Annotated in this window: 20 protein-coding genes and 1 pseudogene; 2 read left to right on the forward strand and 19 right to left on the reverse strand. The window is 29.5% G+C overall.

Annotated features, from left to right (window positions below; all coding sequences use genetic code 11):
• The first annotated feature begins 92 nt into the window (after positions 1–92).
• Entirely contained in the window at positions 93–1,025 is a 933-nt protein-coding gene (locus BUA92_RS06220; RefSeq protein WP_073017808.1) for an FG-GAP repeat domain-containing protein, read from the forward strand.
• Between the two features lie 141 nt (positions 1,026–1,166).
• Here BUA92_RS06220 and BUA92_RS06225 read toward each other — a convergent pair whose 3' ends face one another.
• The 11 genes from BUA92_RS06225 to BUA92_RS06275 form a co-directional block, all read right to left on the reverse strand.
• On the reverse strand, positions 1,167–1,781 hold the full coding sequence (locus BUA92_RS06225; RefSeq protein WP_073017811.1) for a hypothetical protein: 615 nt from the start codon (positions 1,779–1,781) through the stop codon (positions 1,167–1,169).
• Between the two features lie 141 nt (positions 1,782–1,922).
• Positions 1,923–2,186, reverse strand: coding sequence for a hypothetical protein (locus BUA92_RS06230; RefSeq protein ID WP_021802874.1), 264 nt, complete (start codon positions 2,184–2,186; stop codon positions 1,923–1,925).
• A gap of 60 nt (positions 2,187–2,246) precedes the next feature.
• On the reverse strand, positions 2,247–2,465 hold the full coding sequence (locus tag BUA92_RS06235) for a hypothetical protein (protein WP_073017814.1): 219 nt from the start codon (positions 2,463–2,465) through the stop codon (positions 2,247–2,249).
• Positions 2,466–2,521: 56 nt separating this feature from the next.
• On the reverse strand, positions 2,522–2,908 hold the full coding sequence (locus BUA92_RS06240; protein WP_073017816.1) for a hypothetical protein: 387 nt from the start codon (positions 2,906–2,908) through the stop codon (positions 2,522–2,524).
• Positions 2,909–3,081: 173 nt separating this feature from the next.
• Entirely contained in the window at positions 3,082–3,681 is a 600-nt protein-coding gene (gene yihA, locus BUA92_RS06245; protein ID WP_073017818.1) for a ribosome biogenesis GTP-binding protein YihA/YsxC, read from the reverse strand.
• A complete protein-coding gene (lon, locus tag BUA92_RS06250) occupies positions 3,671–6,010 on the reverse strand; it encodes an endopeptidase La (protein ID WP_073017820.1) in 2,340 nt (779 codons plus the stop codon). Before lon ends, yihA begins: the two co-directional genes overlap by 11 nt.
• A 153-nt stretch (positions 6,011–6,163) precedes the next feature.
• The gene (gene lonB / locus BUA92_RS06255; protein ID WP_073017823.1) at positions 6,164–7,846 is read right to left on the reverse strand and encodes an ATP-dependent protease LonB; all 1,683 of its coding nucleotides are present in this window, start codon (positions 7,844–7,846) and stop codon (positions 6,164–6,166) included.
• 128 nt (positions 7,847–7,974) lie between these two features.
• Positions 7,975–9,264 carry an ATP-dependent Clp protease ATP-binding subunit ClpX gene (gene clpX, locus BUA92_RS06260; RefSeq protein WP_021802880.1) on the reverse strand — a complete coding sequence of 430 codons (1,290 nt, stop codon included), beginning with the start codon at positions 9,262–9,264 and terminating at the stop codon, positions 7,975–7,977.
• Between the two features lie 26 nt (positions 9,265–9,290).
• Positions 9,291–9,890, reverse strand: coding sequence for an ATP-dependent Clp endopeptidase proteolytic subunit ClpP (gene clpP, locus BUA92_RS06265; protein ID WP_021802881.1), 600 nt, complete (start codon positions 9,888–9,890; stop codon positions 9,291–9,293).
• 172 nt (positions 9,891–10,062) lie between these two features.
• Complete coding sequence (gene tig, locus BUA92_RS06270; RefSeq protein WP_073017826.1) at positions 10,063–11,352, reverse strand: trigger factor; 1,290 nt, start codon at positions 11,350–11,352, stop codon at positions 10,063–10,065.
• 217 nt (positions 11,353–11,569) lie between these two features.
• Complete coding sequence (locus BUA92_RS06275; RefSeq protein ID WP_073017828.1) at positions 11,570–12,406, reverse strand: hypothetical protein; 837 nt, start codon at positions 12,404–12,406, stop codon at positions 11,570–11,572.
• Positions 12,407–12,545: 139 nt separating this feature from the next.
• On the opposite strand from BUA92_RS06275, the gene BUA92_RS06280 reads away from it, so the two are divergent.
• Positions 12,546–13,370 (forward strand): MBL fold metallo-hydrolase, encoded by an 825-nt coding sequence (locus BUA92_RS06280; protein WP_073017830.1) that lies wholly within the window; start codon positions 12,546–12,548, stop codon positions 13,368–13,370.
• Between the two features lie 51 nt (positions 13,371–13,421).
• Here BUA92_RS06280 and BUA92_RS23570 read toward each other — a convergent pair.
• The 8 genes and pseudogenes from BUA92_RS23570 to BUA92_RS06305 form a co-directional block, all read right to left on the reverse strand.
• Positions 13,422–13,517: pseudogene (locus tag BUA92_RS23570) on the reverse strand (ATPase); the annotation flags it as partial.
• Between the two features lies 1 nt (position 13,518).
• The gene (locus BUA92_RS22970) at positions 13,519–13,683 is read right to left on the reverse strand and encodes a hypothetical protein (protein ID WP_139259312.1); all 165 of its coding nucleotides are present in this window, start codon (positions 13,681–13,683) and stop codon (positions 13,519–13,521) included.
• Between the two features lie 144 nt (positions 13,684–13,827).
• On the reverse strand, positions 13,828–14,565 hold the full coding sequence (locus BUA92_RS06285) for a GntR family transcriptional regulator (RefSeq protein ID WP_073017833.1): 738 nt from the start codon (positions 14,563–14,565) through the stop codon (positions 13,828–13,830).
• A 195-nt stretch (positions 14,566–14,760) separates the two neighbouring features.
• Entirely contained in the window at positions 14,761–16,704 is a 1,944-nt protein-coding gene (locus tag BUA92_RS06290; RefSeq protein ID WP_073017835.1) for an ABC transporter permease, read from the reverse strand.
• Positions 16,697–17,464, reverse strand: a complete 768-nt coding sequence (locus tag BUA92_RS06295; protein ID WP_073017837.1) for an ABC transporter ATP-binding protein — start codon at positions 17,462–17,464, stop codon at positions 16,697–16,699. The genes BUA92_RS06290 and BUA92_RS06295 overlap by 8 nt, the downstream gene beginning before the upstream one ends.
• Positions 17,465–17,611: 147 nt before the next feature.
• Entirely contained in the window at positions 17,612–17,770 is a 159-nt protein-coding gene (locus BUA92_RS23215) for a hypothetical protein (RefSeq protein ID WP_175550865.1), read from the reverse strand.
• A gap of 139 nt (positions 17,771–17,909) precedes the next feature.
• A complete protein-coding gene (locus BUA92_RS23470; RefSeq protein WP_073017840.1) occupies positions 17,910–19,208 on the reverse strand; it encodes a murein hydrolase activator EnvC family protein in 1,299 nt (432 codons plus the stop codon).
• A gap of 162 nt (positions 19,209–19,370) precedes the next feature.
• Positions 19,371–19,952 carry a hypothetical protein gene (locus BUA92_RS06305; RefSeq protein WP_073017842.1) on the reverse strand — a complete coding sequence of 194 codons (582 nt, stop codon included), beginning with the start codon at positions 19,950–19,952 and terminating at the stop codon, positions 19,371–19,373.
• Between the last annotated feature and the right edge of the window lie 37 nt (positions 19,953–19,989).

Here is a 19,989-nt window from a genome sequence, read left to right on the forward strand (position 1 = left end):
TAAATATTTTGCTCAATATTAATTCCTTCATACTATTTATATTTAGAATAAAATTCTCTCGCCTTCATATAATTCTATTGAGGTGATTATTAATGAAGTTTAAAGTTATTTTTCTAACTAAGAGAAATATCTATATAGCACTTTTTTTTATATTTACTTTTTTATCGCTTTTGTTTATATATAGTCTCTTTTCACAAAAATCTTATGATGAAACTTCTATGGTAATGGCAAAAAAGGATATAGAAAAAGGAGTTAAAAAAGATTTTAATGGAGATGGAAATGAGGATATTTTATACATTACGACTAAAGAGGATAAGTATTATGCTAGTATAAATATTAAAGATAAAAGCTACATGTTGTCTCCAGACAAACAAATAGGCTCCTTAGGAAAAGAATATCCTTATTGGGGAATGAGACTTTTTATACGTGATATATCTAGAGATGGTATTCCAGAAATTTTTCTTCAATCCTCTCAAGAAGGTACACCTATTTCACATATTTTTAGATGGAATGGTACTGGTTTTGATGATATTCATTTCTCCAAAAATAACATTATAGGAATTCTTAATTCAAAAAATAATAAAACACCAAAAGTATTTTCTGGATCTATTGTTAATGGAGTATTTTCTTTTGAAAGTCATATGCTTATAGGTAGTAATTTTAAAGATATAACCTATGAAAACTCTCCTGTCCCAGGTAAAGATGAGGTTATTAAATTTACAGATATTGTAGAAAATCCTTATGAACCATCTGAGCTTCCTAATATCTTTAGTAGCTCCATATCAAGAAATGACACTGCTTTATTGTGGAAATTAGAAAAAGAACTCTATAGCTATAACTTACAGGATGCCTTTTTTGTAGATACTGACTGGGATAATAATGGAAACATATCATCAGTTATGTGGGAACTTAACTTTAAAAAGACAGACAAATCAAAATCTAAAGCTAATGAATCTATAAGTATACGAATTTCTTTAAAATATTCAGATAATAAATATAATATATCATCCATAACTTATTCATAAATATAAAAGGCCGCTAAAGCGGCCTAAAAAGGGGGATGGGGGGTTTAGTTATAATAAGTTAAACTTACTATAACAAGGAGATAAATCTCCTTATAATTGTAGTATTACCTTCTTGTCACATTCTATTCAATATGTTTCATATTAATCATAAAATTTTCCTTTTTCATAAAGATCAATAACTCTATCTATAAACTTTACTCTTTCAGGATCCACAATTCTTCTCATTGCTTTCATCATTTGCATATTTCTATCATCATCAGTAACTTCTTCAGTACTAGCTTCACTGAAGTTTACATTTTCATTATAAGCTGAATTATCCGAGAAATTATTGGAGCTATTTCCTCCCATATTACCTAACCCCATCATGCTTATTATATTTCCTATATCTCCCAATCCACCTAAACCACCAAGTCCTGCTAAATTTCCTAAATTGCCTAGACCACCCATATTACCAAGGCCCCCTAGGTTGCCCATATTGCCCATACCATTTGCATTTCCCATATTCCCCATATTAGGTGCGCTATTATTCATATTAAACATATTTGCAAGATTTGCAAAACTATTCATATTAAAGCCTTCTCCACTCATTCCAGCCAATAAACTTGCAATTTGTCCCATATCAAAATTGCCGCCTAACATATCCATTAATTGATTTGGATTAAATCCCATAGGATTTCCCATAGGATTCATATTATTGGGCTGAGCTTGAGGATTAGGTATATTCTCAGATCTATTTCGATGTCTTCTTCTTGACATTAAGTTTCCTCCTACATATTGTTAGATAGATATGTACTTCTATGTATTTATTTATATATGTATAATTAGATATCTATAGGTGAAGATTATATATTTATATGTGAATATTTTTTTGGAGGGCTTTGCCCTCCAACTATTATACTAAAATCCGAAACCTGGTGCTCCTGCTCCAGCTCCTACTCCAGAACCTCCACAAAGCCAGAACAATAAAATTAATATAAATGCTCTGTCATTGCACAATACTTCTGGTTTGCAAAGTATAATTAATAACACTATAAGTGACCAAATATTATTTCCACCAAATCCGCAACCACCACCATATGGAGCTACTCCAGCACTCATATAAGGATTAACTGCTGTTTGATAGCAATACTCATATTCATCACAATGACGATGTTTACTCATACAAATCGCTCCTTTCAATTGTATCTTTATACTATTTTTCTTCTAAAGTTATTTTTTATATTAGCAGAAGTTATTATTATTACCAAATCCTCTTCCACAACCACAGAAGAATATTAATAATATTATTATCCACCATATTCCATTTCCACCGAATCCGCATCCACCTAATCCACCGAATCCGCCTGGGTATCCGCCGCCCATTGGGTATCCTCCCATTGGATAACCTCCCATTGGCTGTCCGCAACATGGATCTGGTTTACAACAACAATGTTTACTCATATATTTTTCCTCCTAAATTCAAGTTATTTTAATTTTTTATCGATAATGTTTTTAGCTTAAACACAAACGTTATTATTATCATTGCATCCGCAGCCATTGTTTCCGAAACCTCTTCCACAACCACAGAAGAATATTAATAATATTATTATCCACCATGAATTAAATCCACAGCCAGCACCTTGTTGAGCTGCATATGGTTGATACATTGGCATACTTCCGCAGCAGCACTTATTCTTTTTGCATTTACACTTACAAGTATAAGTGTCTCCTACTGGAGCATATCCTTGATATCCGCCAGGGGCACCAGCTCCAAATCCGCCACCACAGCCGCTACCAAATAGTATAAACAACAGAATTAACCAGATCCAACTTCCGCCGAACCCATTATTGTTACAGTTATCCTTTTGTCCGCCTAATCCATTTAAAATTTCATTAATTTCCACAGGAAAATCCTCCTCTCATTTTTAAATAATTAAGATTTTATAGTATATACTATTCTGGAATTCAAAAAGTTGCTACAAAATATTGGAATATTATAGATTATATGGAATATATATTTATATACAACAAAAATCCCATTCTAGGCCTTAACCTAGAATGGGATTTTTTATTTTTATTACTCTTCTGATTCTTCTACAATTCCACCAAAAACAAAATCTATTAATTCATCTCTTCTTTTTTTATTAAGTGAGGAAAAGAAAAACAGCTTATCTTCTTTTCCTAATTTTAAAGTTTCTTTTATTATCTTCTCACTTTTCTTAAGATCATTATTAGAAAGTTTATCGCTTTTAGTTGCTACTATAACATAATCATATCCAAAATGTTTAGTCCACTCAAGCATTGTGATATCATCACTTGTTGGTTTATGCCTACAATCTACTAATAAAACAACTCTTTTAAGTTCTTCTCTATCATTGATGTATAACTCTATAGTTTTACCCCAACTTGCTTTTTCAGTCTTAGATACCTTAGCATATCCATAACCAGGTAAATCCACAAGATAAAATTCTTTATTTATAAGAAAAAAGTTTATTAATCTAGTTTTTCCTGGGGTTTGACTTGTTTTAGCTAACTTTTTTCTATTGGTTATTGCGTTTATAATTGAAGACTTTCCTACGTTTGATCTTCCTACAAAAGCTACTTCCGGCATCCCATCTATAGGATATTGTTCTCTTTTTACTGCTGATATTATAAATTCAGATTGTTTAATATTCATTTAATTCAACTCCAATTAATGCATGTTCTAAAACCTCTTCCACTTTAGTAGCAAATATAAATTTTAATTTACTCCTTATAGTTTTAGGGATTTTATTAGCATCTTTCTCATTTTGCTTTGGTACAATTACTGTGTCAATTCCAGCCCTAAATGCTGCCAAAGCTTTTTCTTTTAGCCCACCTATAGCAAGCACTTTTCCAGTTAATGTTATCTCTCCTGTCATTGCAACATTGTGCCTAACCTTTTTGTTAGATAAAGCACTTACAAGAGCAGTTATCAATGTAACTCCTGCTGAAGGACCATCTTTAGGTACAGCCCCTTCTGGAACGTGTATGTGAATATCCTTTTCTTTATAGAAGTCTTCATTTATACCATATTCACTAGCATGAGCTCTAACATAAGAATAAGCAGCCCTTGCTGACTCCTTCATAACATCTCCTAATTGACCTGTAAGTTCTAGCTTTCCAGTGCCCTTCATAACTACAACCTCTACAGGAAGAGTATCTCCACCGTAAGCAGTCCAAGCCATACCTGTTACCACTCCAACTTGATCATCTTTTCCAATCTTATCATAAGTAAAAATCTTGTTTCCTAAATATTTTTCTAAATTACCTGTATTAATAGAAACACTGTTTTTGTTTTTTTCCATTATGTCAGTAACCGCTTTTCTAGCAACAGTTCCTAACTTTCTTTCAAGATTTCTTACTCCTGATTCTCTAGTGTAATATTCAATTACATCTTTAATTACAGACTCACTTATCTTAAGCTTATTCTCATCTAAATTATGTTCTTTTAAAACTTTTGGTAATAAATATTTTTTAGCAATATTGAACTTTTCTTCATATGTATACCCAGAAACCTCTATTATCTCCATTCTATCTAATAATGGTCTTGGGATAGAATCTAAGGAGTTAGCTGTAGTAATAAACATGACTTTTGACAAGTCCATATCTAACTCAATATAATTATCTCTAAAATTAGAATTTTGTTCTGGATCTAAAACCTCTAACAAGGCATCTGATGGATCACCTTTAAAATCTCTACTTACCTTATCTATCTCATCTAATAATATTAATGGATTTTTTGATTTAGCATTTTTTATACCATATATTATTCTTCCTGGAATAGCCCCAACATAAGTTTTTCTGTGACCTCTAACCTCAGCTTCATCTCTTATTCCACCTAATGATATTCTAATAAAGTTTCTATTAAGAGATTTTGCTACTGATTTAGCTATTGATGACTTTCCAACTCCTGGTGGCCCTACTAAACATAAAATAGGCCCTCTTAAACTGTCGCTCATCTTCTTTACAGCTAGATATTCTATTATTCTCTCTTTTACATCACTTAATCCATAATGATCTTCTTCTAATATCTCTCTAGCTTTAGTTAAGTCTAAATTATCTTTAGTTGATTTGTTCCAGGGCAACTCTAATATCCAGTCTAAATAAGTTTTAATAACTGAACCTTCTTGAGAATAAGAAGATGAATTTTTTAATCTATTTAACTCATAAGTAGCTTTTTCTTTCACTTCTTTTGGAAGTTTTGCTTTTTTTATTAAATTCTCATATTTCTCTATCTCAAGTTTTTCTTCAATATCCTCACCTAGTTCTTCTTTAATTACCTTTAGCTGCTCTCTTAAATAATATTCCTTTTGAAGTTTATCAATTTTCTTCTTAACTTTAAAACCAATCTTTTTTTCTAACTTTAAAACTTCTATTTCATTTTTAACTATTACTAAAAGCTTTTCCACTCTTTCTTTAATATCTAAAGCTTCTAATATCTCCTGTTTAATTTTATGCTTTAACATTAAATAGGAAGCAATTATGTCTATGACTCTACCTGGCTCATCACTTTCATCCATGTCATAAACTTCATCAGCCGTCTTATTATTTGATAAATCTAAAAACTCACTAAAATCATCCATTAGTTTTCTTAAGGATGCAAGAAATTCTACATTATCTTTATACTCATCATTATTGTCATAAATAGATTCTATATTTCCTTTAATATATTTATCCCTATTTATAAACTCTACTAATCTTCCTCTTTCTATACCTTCAACTAATACTCTTACGGTATCTCCTGGCAACTTCAAAAGTTGTTTTACTATAGATATAGTTCCAACATTATATACATCGCTAATCTCTGGATCATCTATCTTAGCATCCTTTTGTGATACTAAAAATATCTCTTGTTTATTTAGCATAGCTTCTTCCAATGCAGCTATGGACTTCTCTCTTCCAACATCAAAATGAATCACCATATTAGGGAATACAGTTAAGCCCCTAAGTGGAATAAGAGGAAGAAGTTTAACCTTTTCACTCATTTAAATTTCCTCCCTTTAAAGATTGTACTTCTCTAGTTAAATAATTATACACATAAACCTCTTATTTTTCAACAATTTTCAATCTCTTAAGAGTATGTTTGTTCTCTACGCAGAAAAAATCCACCTAAAATCTAGATGGATTTTTCTTTTTAACTAAAAGCTCTCATTACCCTCTGCATATAACACTTCAATATTTACATTATCATCTTTCTTTTGAGAATAATCTTTAAATAAAGCTACTTCCAAAACTTCTTTAATATTTTCTACTGGAACTATCTTTATACCCTCTATTTTCTCTAAGCTTTCATCATAATTATCTTTTGGAATTATAACAGTTGTAGCTCCAGATTTTTTAGCCGCTAATATTTTTGCACTTACTCCGCCTATAGGCTTAACCTTGCCTATTAATGATACTTCCCCAGTCATAGCAACCTTATTGTCTATTGGTATTCCATTAATAGCGCTATAAACTGCACAAGTTATACTTATTCCAGCTGAAGGCCCATCTACTGGAGTACCACCTGGAAAATTAACATGAATATGATATGATGAACAATCTATTTTAAAAATGTTTTCTAAAATACTTAATACATTTTGTACAGAGCAATGAGCATTACTCTTCCTTCTTATTTTTCTATTATTACTGCTTATTTCCTCTTCTTCAACTATACCAGTAATTTTAACATTTCCTTTTTCCTTATCAACCTTTTTAGCTGTAGCCTCAATCTCCATCAAGGTTCCTAAATTTGATCCATATACAGCTAACCCATTTACAATTCCTACTTGAGGTTTATCATATATTCTTTTATCTCCGCGTTCTGTATACTGCCCATTTTCAATTACCCACATTACATCTTTAATAGTTACGTTTTTCCTATCTTCATTTATAGCTAAACCCGAACATAACTGAACAATATTAACAACTTCTCTTCCATTTGTGCAGTATCTTGAAATTTTATTTAAGCTTTCTTTATCTATAGTTAGATTTATTTTATTAATAGCATTTTGAGCTATTACTTGTATCTCTTCCTCATCTAAAGCCCTAAAGAATATTTCTACGCACCTTGATCTAATTGCAGGCGCTATCTCCTCTGGACTTCTAGTGGTTGCACCAATTAACCTAAAATCTGCTGGCAACCCATTGTCAAATACTTCTTTAATATACACAGGCATATTAGGGTCCTCTGAGCTATAATACGAAGAATCTAGAAATACCTTTCTATCCTCCAAAACTTTCAATAATTTATTAAGCTCTGTGGAGTGTAATTCACCTATTTCATCTAAAAATAATATACCTCCATGAGCCTTAGTTACAGCTCCTGGTTTAGGTTGAGGTATCCCTGCAATCCCCATAGATCCTGCCCCCTGATATATAGGATCATGTACAGAGCCTATTAAAGGGTCTGCTATCCCTCTTTCATCAAATCTTATTGTAGTAGCATCAACTTCAACAAACTTAGCTTCATTACTAAATGGAGTGTTTCCTTTAGTTTTTGCATATTCTAATACCAATCTTGCAGCTGCAGTTTTACCAACTCCAGGTGGACCATAAATTATTACATGCTGAGGATTAGGACCACATATAGCTGCTTTTAATGCCATTATTCCTTTTTCTTGACCTATTACTTCTTTAAATTCTTTAGGTCTACTTTTTTCAGTAAGTGGCTCACTTAATTTTATATTTCTCAGCTTATTAAGGTTCTCCATTTCCTTTTTACTTTCTTTATCTATAACCACTCTTTGATTACGAGTAGTTTTAGAATTTGTAACCACATGCATAAATAAAACAAGGATCAATATTATTTGTAGAAAGACCATCACATTAATACTTTCCATTAATTACCCTCCCTTCTTTACATTGTTATTATTGACTGTCTTATACAATCCTATTCTAAAATTTTGTTAACAAATTCTAAAAAAAGAAAATAAAAAAAGCCTCTATATAAGAGACTTTTAATATAGCATTAAGCTGTTTCTACATCTTTACCTTTTTTAAGTTTTTTACTTTTAGCTTCTTTAATTTTAGATTCCCCTATGATAATTGTAGGCTCTTCTTTAGATATTATTGATTCTTTAGTTATTACAACTTTAGCAATATCATCTCTTGAAGGTATCTCATACATTATGTTTGTCATAGTATCCTCTATAATAGCTCTAAGTCCTCTAGCTCCAGTACTTCTCTTTATTGCTTCATCTGCAATAGCTCTTAAAGCTTCTTCGTCAAATTCTAATTCAACATTATCATATTCAAATAGCTTTTTGTACTGTTTAACTAAAGCATTTTTAGGTTTACTTAAAATACTGATTAATGCACTGTGATCTAAAGACTCCAATGTTACAACTATAGGAAGTCTTCCTACAAACTCTGGAATTAATCCAAACTTTAATAAATCTCCTGGCATTACATCTTTTAAAAGCTTACCTACGTCCTTATTAGTTTTTGAAGTTATTTCTGCTCCAAAACCTATAGAACTTCTTCTTGTTCTCTTTTCAACAAGCTTATCTATACCATCAAATGCTCCACCACAAATAAATAGAATATTAGATGTATTTATTTGTATAAACTCTTGATGAGGATGCTTTCTGCCACCTTGTGGTGGTACAGAAGCTGTAGTTCCTTCTAATATTTTTAAAAGTGCCTGTTGTACACCTTCTCCTGATACATCTCTTGTTATTGAAGGATTTTCTGATTTTCTAGCGATTTTATCAATCTCATCAATATAGATTATTCCTTTTTCTGCTCTTTCTACATCATAATCGGCGTTTTGAATAAGCTTTAAAAGAATGTTTTCTACATCTTCTCCTACATAACCAGCTTCAGTTAAAGTTGTTGCGTCTGCTATGGCAAAAGGAACATTTAAAAATTTAGCAAGAGTTTGAGCTAAAAGAGTTTTACCTGATCCAGTAGGTCCTAAAAGTAATATATTACTCTTTTGAAGCTCTACATCAGTTTCCTTTTCTTTTGCATTAATTCTTTTATAATGGTTATAGACAGCAACTGAAAGTGATTTTTTAGCATCTTCTTGACCTATTACATATTCATCTAAGTGACTTTTAATTTCTAATGGTTTTGGTAATTCTGTAGATGTCAGTATTTTAGGTTCTTCAAATTCATCTGCAATTATTTCAGAACAAAGTTCTATACATTCATCACAGATATAAACTCCTGGACCAGCTATTAATCTTTTAACTTGATCTTGATTTTTCCCACAAAAGGAACACTTTAGTTGCTTCTTATCATCAAATTTTGCCATCCAATACACCTCTCTAAAATAGTCAATTATTTTTCTTTAGCAGTTTCTATTTTTCTAATAACCTTATCTATTAAACCATACTCCATTGATTCTTCTGCAGTCATGAAATAATCTCTTTCAACATCTGCATTTATCTTTTCTAATGGCTTACCTGTATTTTCACTTAATATTTTATTAAGAGTTTCTTTTGTTCTTAAAATTCTTCTTGCATGGATATCAATATCAGTAGCCTGACCTTGGAATCCACCAAGTGGTTGATGTATCATTATTTCACTATTAGGAAGTGCAAATCTTTTACCCTTCGCTCCTGATGATAGTAAGAATGCTCCCATAGAAGCAGCCATTCCTATACATATAGTTGAAACGTCAGATTTTATATATTGCATTGTATCATAAATTGCCATACCGGAGGTAATAGAACCACCTGGGCTATTTATGTATAAATATATATCTTTATCAGGATCTTCACTTTCTAAGAATAATAACTGTGATACAACTAGGTTTGAAGTTACGTCGTTTACTTCTCCACTAAGCATTATTATTCTATCCTTTAATAATCTAGAAAAGATATCGTAGCTTCTTTCTCCTCTACTTGTTTGTTCGATGACATATGGTACTAAACTCATTCTAAATCCCTCGCTTTCTATATACATTACCCTTTTAGTTATAATATATCCAATTTATATAAAAGTAATTATATTAAAATTATATAAAACTTTTCATCATTTGTTAATTACTATATTGAAAATAATTGCCAGAAATATTGTTTCTGGCAATTATATCTTATATACTATTTTATTATTTTACTTTAGCATTTTCAACTAATAATTTTATTGTTTTTTCTACTAATACATCATGCTTTAATACTGACTCTTGAGCTTTTAATATTAAATCAGCCATTTTTTCAGAATCTTCAGCTGAGTACATCTTAGCAACTTCTTGAGCTTTTTCTTTTAATTCATCTTCTGATACTTCAAAGTTTTCTGCTTTAGCTATAGCTTCTAATACTAAATCAGTTTTAACTTTTCTATCAGCAGTTTCTTTCATGTAAGATTTCATCTTTTCTTCATCATTACCTGTGAATTGATAATATTGCTCTAAAGTTAATCCTTGATATTGTAATCTTGTTTCAAGATCTTTAACCATAGATTCTAATTCTTTTTCTACCATTACTTCTGGTACATCAATTTTAGCATTATCTACAGCTTTATTTATAACAGCTTCTTCAAATTCTCTTTTTTCTCTATCTGCATTAGCATCAGCTATTTGCTTTCTTATATCTTCTTTAACTTCTTCTATAGTGTCAAATTCAGATACTTCTTTTGCAAACTCATCATCTAATTCAGGCATTTCTTTAGCTTGAATAGCTTTAATAGTTACTTCAAATTTTGCTGGTTTTCCATTTAATTCTTCTTTGCCATAGTTTTCTGGGAAGTTAACATTAACATCCTTGCTTTCTCCTATAGCTAAACCAACTAATTGATCTTCAAAATCTCCAATGAAGCTTCCTGAACCTATTTCTAATGGGTAATCAGTTCCTTCTCCACCTTCAAATGCAACATCATCTATGTATCCTTTGAAGTCAATAACTGCTATATTTCCTTTTTCAACAGTTCCTTCTTCTTTAGTTTCAACTCTAGCATTTTTTTCTTGCATTGAAGTTAATCTCTTTTGAACTTCTTCTTCAGAAACTTCATAAGCTACTTTTTCAACTTCTACGCCTTTATATTCGCCAAGTTCAACTTCTGGATATACAGTAACTTTTGCTGTATAAACAAGTTCTTTTCCTTCTCCAACTTCTAATACGTCGATTTCTGGATAATCAACTGGTCTTACGTTATTATCGTTTAAAGCTGTTGAATAAGTTTCATCTATAACTATATTTATAGCATCTTCATATAAAGCTTCCATACCATAATATTTTTTTACTATTGCCATTGGCACTTTGCCTTTTCTAAATCCAGGAACATTAAACTTCTTTTGATTTTTCTTAAAAGCTTTATTTAAAGCTTCGTTAAACTTTTCAGCAGTAGCTTTTATCTCAAGTTTAACTACGTTTGTTTCTATTTTTTCCATTTTAACTTCCATTACATTTTCCTCCTAATTTCTTCGCCTTTAGAAAATAGTTCTTATTTAACTAGGTTATTATAACATACAAACTTTTAATATATCAAATATTTTAGGAAAAGTTTCTTAAATAAAGCTATATAACCTTAATTTCCCTATAAGAATTCCAAAAACAAAGGGATGAGATTAACCCATCCTATTTTCAAATAGCAATATGTATTTTAATTATATCCACGATTTACAGATTTGATACGCTTCCGTTATTCATCAATAGATATTTTTTTTCATCCACTGTTACTTCTAATTTATTGTCAGTTACATTACCAAAGGAAATATTTTTTCCTTTTAAGCCCCAGATAGCAGTATGATTACCATTTGAAGTATCTAATATCCATACATATGTATCTATATCACCAGTTTTAAAATATGGCAGATAACTTAAATAAGCTATATGAGAATCATCTATAAATCTTCCATCATTTGCCCATTTATATCCTTGATACCTCTTTATTATGTCATCTTTATTAAAGGTTTCTCCAGCTTTAGAAACATATTGAGTTTTTGTAACTATTGCTTCTGCTCCATTTATATCAATAAGCTTAAGATCTTGAGTTGTAATATCTGTAGCTATTATACTTTTTCCTGAAGGGCTTACATAGGCTGTATTACTGTTTTGAAGGCCTGTAACTAGCTTATATTGCTTATTATCCCCTTCACCTTCATATAAAGCTTTTGCAGTATCACCATTCCCAAACTTAATTTCTACAGCTTGCTCTTGATCCTGAGGATTATCCACTGGTTTTTGATCAGTAATATTTTCTTCTTTATTGCTATCTTCTATAACCTCTGTTTCTTCTTCTTTTGACGTAGCTAACTGATTTTCATTAGCTTCATCTTTTTTGTTGAATATAGAGGAAATCCCATCTTTTGCCTTAGTTATATAAGTATTTAAATTGCTTCTAAAAGCAAAAATCCCTACAATTATTACTAAAACAAAGATTAGTGAAAATATTCTTCTACGTCTTCTTTTCATCTTTATTTCATACTCTCTACTAAAAATACTAGGTTTTCCCAAATTTCTTCCCTCCTAGGTTTTTATTTCAACAAATATATTATACCTTATAGTGTATAAAATTAATAATACATTTTGTAAATTTTATATTTATGTTATATAATTATTGATAACTTTATTATTTAAGGTTATCGGAGGTTTTATGTGTAAAATAAATTTTTTAGGAACAGGTAGTGCTATGGTTACGAAATGTTTTAATACTTGTTTCACTATATCAGATGAAAATAATGAGCATTTTTTAGTTGATACAGGTGGTGGAAACCTTATATTAACTAATTTAGAGAAGGCTAGAATACCCTTAAACAAAATTCATAATATGTTTTTGTCCCATTCTCACAATGACCATATTAACGGAATAAGCTGGATTATTCGCGCTATAGCTAGTGAAATTTCTAACGAAGTTTATGAAGGAAACTTAAATGTTTATGGACATAAAGAAGTTCTAGAAACTGCAAAACAACTCTGTACTATACTTTTAAGCGAAAAAAACACTAAATTCTTTGACAATAGAATTAAATTTATTGAGGTAACTGATAAGTTTAATATAGATATTTTAGATTTTAATGTAACTTTCTTTAATATTAACAGCTCAAAACTAAAACAATTTGGTTTTACTTTTAAGACTTTAGACAATAAAAAAGTTGTCTTTTTAGGTGACGAAGGTTATAAAGATGATTTATTCGATTATTGTAATGATGCTGACTATTTAATTCATGAAGCTTTTTGTCTTTATGAACAAAAAGATATCTACTCACCACATGAAAAACATCATTCTACAGTAAAAGATGCAGCTGAAATCTCTGAAAAGTTAGGAGTTAAAAACCTAATTCTAATACATACAGAAGATGATAATTTGGCTAATAAAAAAGAATTTTACTCTGCTGAGGCTAATTACTTCTTTAGAGGAAATGTTTTTGTACCAAAAGATTTAGAAACTATTTCATTAGTTGATGAGGTTGTTGAATAAATAAAGATTATAAAGCTTAGCATTAATAAGTGGGTTTATTGATGCTAAGCTTCTTTTTTCATATTTATTTTCATTATAGTAGATTGAGTTATATATAGAGGTTTTTCCAGATCCATTTACTCCAGCAAAAATAGTATAATTCTTCATACTATTTACCTATAACCTTAATCTGTTCTCTCTGTAATATCATATTACCTAAATTTGCATAAAAATCTTGTTCTTCTTTTGTTTTTGATTTGTCAAATAATTTCATAATATCATTATAAGTATAATTCATGAAAATATCATATAAATTAATGTCCTTATTTTCCATATACAATACCTCCTACAAGAAATTCATTTATATTAATATTATATACCAAATTTATTAAAGCATAAACCTTCAATCTTCTTTGACCCCATATGGCCCAATCTCGACCTATAATTATTTCGCCCCTTCATTACAAAATAAATCTCATTAACTCTTTAATTGTGGTAATACCTCTACTGTTAGTTCCCATCTATCACATCTTGTAAAAGAAACAGTATACTCAAATACCCGCCCTTTATCATCATAGGAAGTTCTTGTTTTCTTAATTATTTGGCTATTTTCCTCAACTTTCAATATATCACTTATTGTTTTATTAACTTTTACAATCTTAATATAATCTATAATTTTTGATATTATAATATCATTATAATTCTCTAGTATATCATGTAATTCGCCTGCAAATTCCTTATAATCATTAGGTATTTTTATCTCATTTAATAAATATGTTTCAGAGTATGATACAGGCGTTTGAACAGAATAGATTGTAATTCCAATCCGCTTTACTTCTTGTCCCCGCTCCAAGTTCATCATGTCTGATATCTTACTGCTTGATTTAATCACTTCAATGCCAATCATTTTACGTCTATCCCAAGGATCTAAATTAAGTGTTTCTAAGTAATCACCTATTTTTGAGGATGGAGTTTTAATTTCATTTTGAATAACAATAGCTCCTTTTCCTCTTTGTTTTTTTATATATCCCTCTTTTAAAAGTTCATCAAACGCTTTTCTTACTGTTACTCTACTTACCTTAAAGGCTTCTGTTAATACTAACTCGGAGGGAAGTTTGTCTCCAACCTTGTATTTATTATTTTTAATTTTATTTAGTAAAAACTCTTTAATTTGATGGTATAAAGGAGCTGCCTTATTACTATAATCTAATTTCATTTATTTAAAATCCTTTTTTAATTCTATAATTGTATATTATTCTTAAGGTTTTAAAGTTGTCCCAATATTATAATATCCTAATATTAGGATAACCTAATGTCCTATTGTCCTAATATTATAACATCTTATTTCATTAAAATTATAAGGGCATAAAATAGCTTTTCAAAAACTATTTTACACCCTTAAATAACTTATTTATTCAACAATTTTGTAGTAAGCTCTTGCAGTTAAACTAAATACTATTCCATAAATTATAACAAAGACGAGTATTGTTGCTAATGTAAGCCACATAAATAAATTAACATTTGTAATGTTTAACACTTTAAGAATCTTAGTTATCATTGGGAATGCAAAACCAACATGTATTATTGCTGTAATGAGGGGTAGAAAAAATACCATAAGTATTTGTCTACTAATTGTTTTCTTAATCTCAGCTTTGCTCATTCCTACTTTTTGCATTATATCAAAACGTTCTTTATCATCATATCCTTCTGAAACTTGTTTATAATAAATGATAAGTACTGTTGCCATTAAAAATAATGCTCCTAAAAATACACCTATAAACAACATACCTCCATAAAATGAAAAGAACTCCTCTTTAGCTCCAGCTGCACTATCAACAAAAATATCAATTCCATTTTTATTAAAGGCCTCTCTAATTTTATTAGTTAGTGTAACTAAATCTTTTTCTGAACCATTAACATCCATTTCAAGATCATAAAATTTATTACCTTTTACATTTGGCAAATCTATATTATTTACGAACAGAAAATAATTGTTGCCTAAGTCATCTCCGTCACTTTCAAATTCCTCTATAGGTTTATCTAATGCTTTTTTGATTTTAAAAACCTTATTTTCTATAGTAATACTGTTTTTATCAAAACCATCTACATTTGAATAAAAAACTGCTTCATCATCTTTAAGGCTTATGTTTTCACCTGTTATTCTGTTGTAATCAGAAATAGAAATAAGATTTATACCATGTAAATCATTTGAAAAACCAGATTTATCTACAACTTGAAAGTTTTCGTTATTTTTTTCAGTATTAAATTCGTTATTCCAATAATTAAATCTTTTATCTAAATTTATATTAGTATTTTTTAATTCAGTATCTATTAGTTCATTTATATTTTTAGCCTGATCCTCTGTAATCTTGTTACTGCTTATCATTATCTCTCTAGGATACCTATTTTTTATAGCATCATCTACTCCTAAATAAAGAGAAACAGTTGTTGATATCATCACAAGTACACAAGTGCTTAAAATACAAATGTTCGCAAGACCAACTGCATTTTGTTTCATTCTATACATCATACCTGAAACAGAAATAAAATTAGTTGTCTTATAGTAAAATCTTTTATTTTTTCTAAGTATTTTTAACACCGCTATACTTCCAGTTGTAAAAAGTGCATAAGTTCCTATCATAACTAATATAACGGCTATAAAGAAACTTCCTAAAGCTGCAACTGGAGATTTAATAGTTAATGCAATTACATATGCACTAATAAGAGCTATTAACCCTACTAACGCCATAAACCATTTTGTCTTAGGTTCTTTTTCTCCAATCTCATTACCTCTTAATAATTCTATAGGTTTCAAAATTTTTATTTGAATCAAGTTAAATAACAAATTAGCTACAAAGATTCCTACAAAAACGGTCAACGTAAATAAAATAGATTGTACTGATAATTGGAATCCAAAAGCTACCTTAAAATTTAGAATCTTTAGTAATGCTAAAAACATAAGTTTATTTAATATAATACCTGAAATCAGTCCAAATATTAGGCTGAAAAGTAAGGTATAGATAAACTCAAAAAACAATATTTTAGAGATATGCTTTTTCTCTAGACCTAAGACATTATATAATCCAATCTCTTTTTTACGCCTTTTGATTAGAAAACTGTTTGTGTAGAAAAGAAATATTGCTGAAAATATCCCTATTACTATAGTTCCAAATTGAAGGGTGCTTTTTACTGCAGAAGCTCCAGGTCCTTTTTCTATACCCTCATTCATTGAAAGTGCATGCATTATATAAAACATAGCAATAGTGCATATGCAGGTTATTATAAACGGTAAGTAGGTTTTACTGTTCTTTTTTATATTTATAGCTGCAAGTTTTGGATAAAAGAGTTTATTCATTCACCACACCTCCAGTTGCAATGACTGTAAGGGTATTTGAAATTTTTTCAAACATCTCCTCATTAGACATTGAACCTTTATAAAGCTGATGAAATACCTCCCCATCCTTAATAAAAAGAACTCTTCCAGCATGACTTGCAGCTTTTGTACTATGGGTAACCATAAGTATTGTTTGCCCTTCTTTATTAATGTCAGAAAATAACTTCAAAAGATGATCTGTAGCCTTAGAATCAAGAGCCCCTGTTGGTTCATCTGCTAAAATAAGCTGCGGATTTGTAATTAAAGCTCTAGCAACTGCAGCTCTTTGTTTTTGTCCACCAGATACTTCATATGGGAATTTATTTAATATATCCTTTATGCCTAATTTCCCAGCAATTGGAGTTAATCTTTTCTCCATTTCATCATAAGACTTTCTTGATAAAACAAGTGGTAGAAATATATTATCCTTTAAAGAAAAGGTATCAAGTAAGTTAAAGTCTTGAAATACGAACCCTAAATTTTCCCTACGAAATGCAACTATTTCACTTTCTTTAATAGAAACTACGTTTTTACCTTGAAGTAAAATCTCTCCACTAGTAGGTTTATCTAAGGATGCAAGTATATTAAGTAAAGTAGTTTTTCCAGAACCAGATTCACCCATTATAGCAACATATTCACCTTCTTCTACAGAGAATGTTACATTGCTAAGAGCCTGAACTTGGTTACCTCCAAATCTAGTTGTGTATATCTTTTTTAAATTATTTACCTCTAATAATTTCATAAAACTTCCTCCAATTAATTGATTTGACTATACATTAATTGTAATAAAAAAAGAAATGTACAGCCATAACTTAGGCTTACATTTCCCTTTTTAACCTTACATTTATGTAAGGTACTTATTTATTCTTTTCTTTATAATATTTATAGGTTATTTTTTATCCTTACAGCAAGGATTGCCGTTAGCACAACAACCTCTATCATATCCAAGTTCTTCTCTTTCCTTTGCAGAAAGTACAACAACATTATCTCCAGCATCTTCATACTCTGGTGTATTTTTTAATAAAGATGGCTTTTCTATTCCTATCATTTTTTCCTCCTTAAAAATCTATTCTATATAATTTAACATTATTTTTTACTTATGTAATAGATTATATAATATAATTCTATGTAATAAATAACTTTTTAATAAATTTATATATATTTTACTATTTTAAAGAGATACCTTATTAAAAACTAAGATAATTGGTTGGATTTTGATGTTGTCCATTAACTCTAATTTCAAAGTGTAAATGTGGTCCTGTACTATTACCTGTAGAACCTACATAAGCTATTACCTGTCCTTGACTAACTGTTTGTCCAACAGATACAGCCAAAGAACTTGAATGAGCGTATAGTGTTTGAATTCCACTTCCATGATCTAATATAACTGTGTTTCCATATCCTGATATGTATGATGCAGTAACAACTTTACCGCTTTTTGATGCTTTTATAGGTGCCCCCATTGGTGCTCCTAAATCTATTCCTGTATGAAATCCATTTACTCCTGTAACGGGATTTACTCTTGCTCCGTATACACTGGTAACTCTTCCTGTAGAAGGTCTTATAAAACTTTCTGAACCTGAATTATTAGATTGTCCACCATTATTCGAATTGTTGTTATTATTGTTTATATCCTTAAATATTTGATCTAATTGATTTTGTAAATCTTTATTATAAGAATTTAAATCCTCTATTTCACCCTGTAACTGTTGCTCTTTAGAAGCTATATTGTTTATAACCCCTTGTTTTTGTGACTCTAAAGTTTTTAAAGAGCTAACTTGAGCATTAATTTTGTTTTGCTCTTCTATGTAACTTTTTTGTGAGGCTTTTACATCCTCCTGCATAAGTGCTATCTGATTTTTTTCAGTATTTAAGTAAGAAACCTTTTTTTCTAAAGAAGCTTTTCCTTCTTCAACTTCCTTTTTAGCTTTTTTTACTTCTTCTATCATACCCTTATCTGTTTTTATAACTCTTGATACCATTGACATTTTAGAAATAAAATCTCCAAAACTTCGACTGTTTAATAGCATAACTATAAGTTCTTCTTCATAACTAGTCTTATATATGCTTCTTAATCTTTTTCCTAATAACTCTTCTTTTTCTTCCCTATCTTTTTCTTTTTTAATAATCTCTTGTTCTTTGTCTTTTATATCTTTCTCTAAAGAATCTAGCTCAGCTTGTACAGAATTTATATCTGCTTGCAGGGCATCTATTTCTTTTTGATATTTAGAAACATTTTGTTGTGATGATAAAAGCTCTTTATTTTTTTCATCAATTGTTTCTTGAAGCTTATCTAGTTCACTTTCATTACTTTTCTTTTCTTGATTAAGTTTATTTTTTTGATTATTTAGTCCATCTATCTTATCTTGATTATTTTCAATCTGATTTTTAATCTGATCTGAATTTTCGGCTTTAACTTCCTTTACAGGAAATAAAGTCAATGAAAAAAAGATACTCATAATAACTATTATACTTTTCTTTACCATTCCATACCCCCATAAAATATCTTCTTTCAACATTATAACAGTAAAATCAATTATTTTTAACAATATAACTGAATTTTTAATTATATTTAAGATTATTTTGAAAATATTCACATTAGAATGGTTAATTTTTATCATTATAGAATTTTTTCATGTCATGTATTATTAACTTTTAAAAGCTTTTAACTTTTTTATTATTTTGTTAATTTTACTTTCTTCATCATATCCATATATATTTTTTACGGCTTTATTGTAATTATTTAATACCACAAGTTCATTTATTATTTCTGTTTTTTTAGCTTCCCCTGTTGAGTTGTCCTTATTTTCTTCAGCCAAATTCTTTAATGCAACCCCATCATGTTCATTTATGAGTTCATCAACCTTCTCCATTTGTATGTAATAATCTATTACCGCCTTATAAAGTGTTTTTTCTTCACTAGTAACCACTTTCCCCTCATCTACTAAGTCTTTTCCTTGCCTAAAAATCAGTTTCCTAAATTTTTGTTCATCTTTTATTAAAAAGAATTTAGCTTTATTTGAATTATTTAAAAAAACGCTATCATCACTTATATTAGTTTTAGCTAAATCTTCAATAGAATTATTTAAACTCTTAGTGACCTTTTTTCCCCAATCCCATAACTCCTTGTTAATATTGCTCGGTCTCTCCCTATAACTTAATATAAAAAATAGTAGTAAGGATATTATTAAGATAAAGAAAACACTTAAAATTCCTAAGGATTTTTTCATATTTACATCTCCAAAAATATTTCTTACTACTATTTAT

The organism is Clostridium intestinale DSM 6191, assembly GCF_900130055.1.
Classification (GTDB): domain Bacteria; phylum Bacillota; class Clostridia; order Clostridiales; family Clostridiaceae; genus Clostridium_T; species Clostridium_T intestinale.

What these genes read in the sequence shown, in the direction of transcription:
- clpP (WP_021802881.1), bottom strand. Translation starts at nt 9,890, where the DNA reads ATGAGTTTAGTACCATATGTCATCGAACAAACAAGTAGAGGAGAAAGA.
- BUA92_RS06285 (WP_073017833.1), bottom strand. Translation starts at nt 14,565, where the DNA reads ATGAAATTAGATTATAGTAATAAGGCAGCTCCTTTATACCATCAAATT.
- lon (WP_073017820.1), bottom strand. Translation starts at nt 6,010, where the DNA reads ATGAGTGAAAAGGTTAAACTTCTTCCTCTTATTCCACTTAGGGGCTTA.
- BUA92_RS06305 (WP_073017842.1), bottom strand. Translation starts at nt 19,952, where the DNA reads ATGAAAAAATCCTTAGGAATTTTAAGTGTTTTCTTTATCTTAATAATA.
- BUA92_RS23215 (WP_175550865.1), bottom strand. Translation starts at nt 17,770, where the DNA reads ATGATAGGAATAGAAAAGCCATCTTTATTAAAAAATACACCAGAGTAT.
- tig (WP_073017826.1), bottom strand. Translation starts at nt 11,352, where the DNA reads ATGGAAGTTAAAATGGAAAAAATAGAAACAAACGTAGTTAAACTTGAG.
- clpX (WP_021802880.1), bottom strand. Translation starts at nt 9,264, where the DNA reads ATGGCAAAATTTGATGATAAGAAGCAACTAAAGTGTTCCTTTTGTGGG.
- BUA92_RS06220 (WP_073017808.1), top strand. Translation starts at nt 93, where the DNA reads ATGAAGTTTAAAGTTATTTTTCTAACTAAGAGAAATATCTATATAGCA.
- BUA92_RS06225 (WP_073017811.1), bottom strand. Translation starts at nt 1,781, where the DNA reads ATGTCAAGAAGAAGACATCGAAATAGATCTGAGAATATACCTAATCCT.
- yihA (WP_073017818.1), bottom strand. Translation starts at nt 3,681, where the DNA reads ATGAATATTAAACAATCTGAATTTATAATATCAGCAGTAAAAAGAGAA.
- BUA92_RS23470 (WP_073017840.1), bottom strand. Translation starts at nt 19,208, where the DNA reads ATGGTAAAGAAAAGTATAATAGTTATTATGAGTATCTTTTTTTCATTG.
- BUA92_RS06290 (WP_073017835.1), bottom strand. Translation starts at nt 16,704, where the DNA reads ATGAATAAACTCTTTTATCCAAAACTTGCAGCTATAAATATAAAAAAG.
- BUA92_RS06280 (WP_073017830.1), top strand. Translation starts at nt 12,546, where the DNA reads ATGTGTAAAATAAATTTTTTAGGAACAGGTAGTGCTATGGTTACGAAA.
- BUA92_RS06235 (WP_073017814.1), bottom strand. Translation starts at nt 2,465, where the DNA reads ATGAGTAAACATTGTTGTTGTAAACCAGATCCATGTTGCGGACAGCCA.
- BUA92_RS22970 (WP_139259312.1), bottom strand. Translation starts at nt 13,683, where the DNA reads ATGGAAAATAAGGACATTAATTTATATGATATTTTCATGAATTATACT.
- lonB (WP_073017823.1), bottom strand. Translation starts at nt 7,846, where the DNA reads ATGGAAAGTATTAATGTGATGGTCTTTCTACAAATAATATTGATCCTT.
- BUA92_RS06230 (WP_021802874.1), bottom strand. Translation starts at nt 2,186, where the DNA reads ATGAGTAAACATCGTCATTGTGATGAATATGAGTATTGCTATCAAACA.
- BUA92_RS06295 (WP_073017837.1), bottom strand. Translation starts at nt 17,464, where the DNA reads ATGAAATTATTAGAGGTAAATAATTTAAAAAAGATATACACAACTAGA.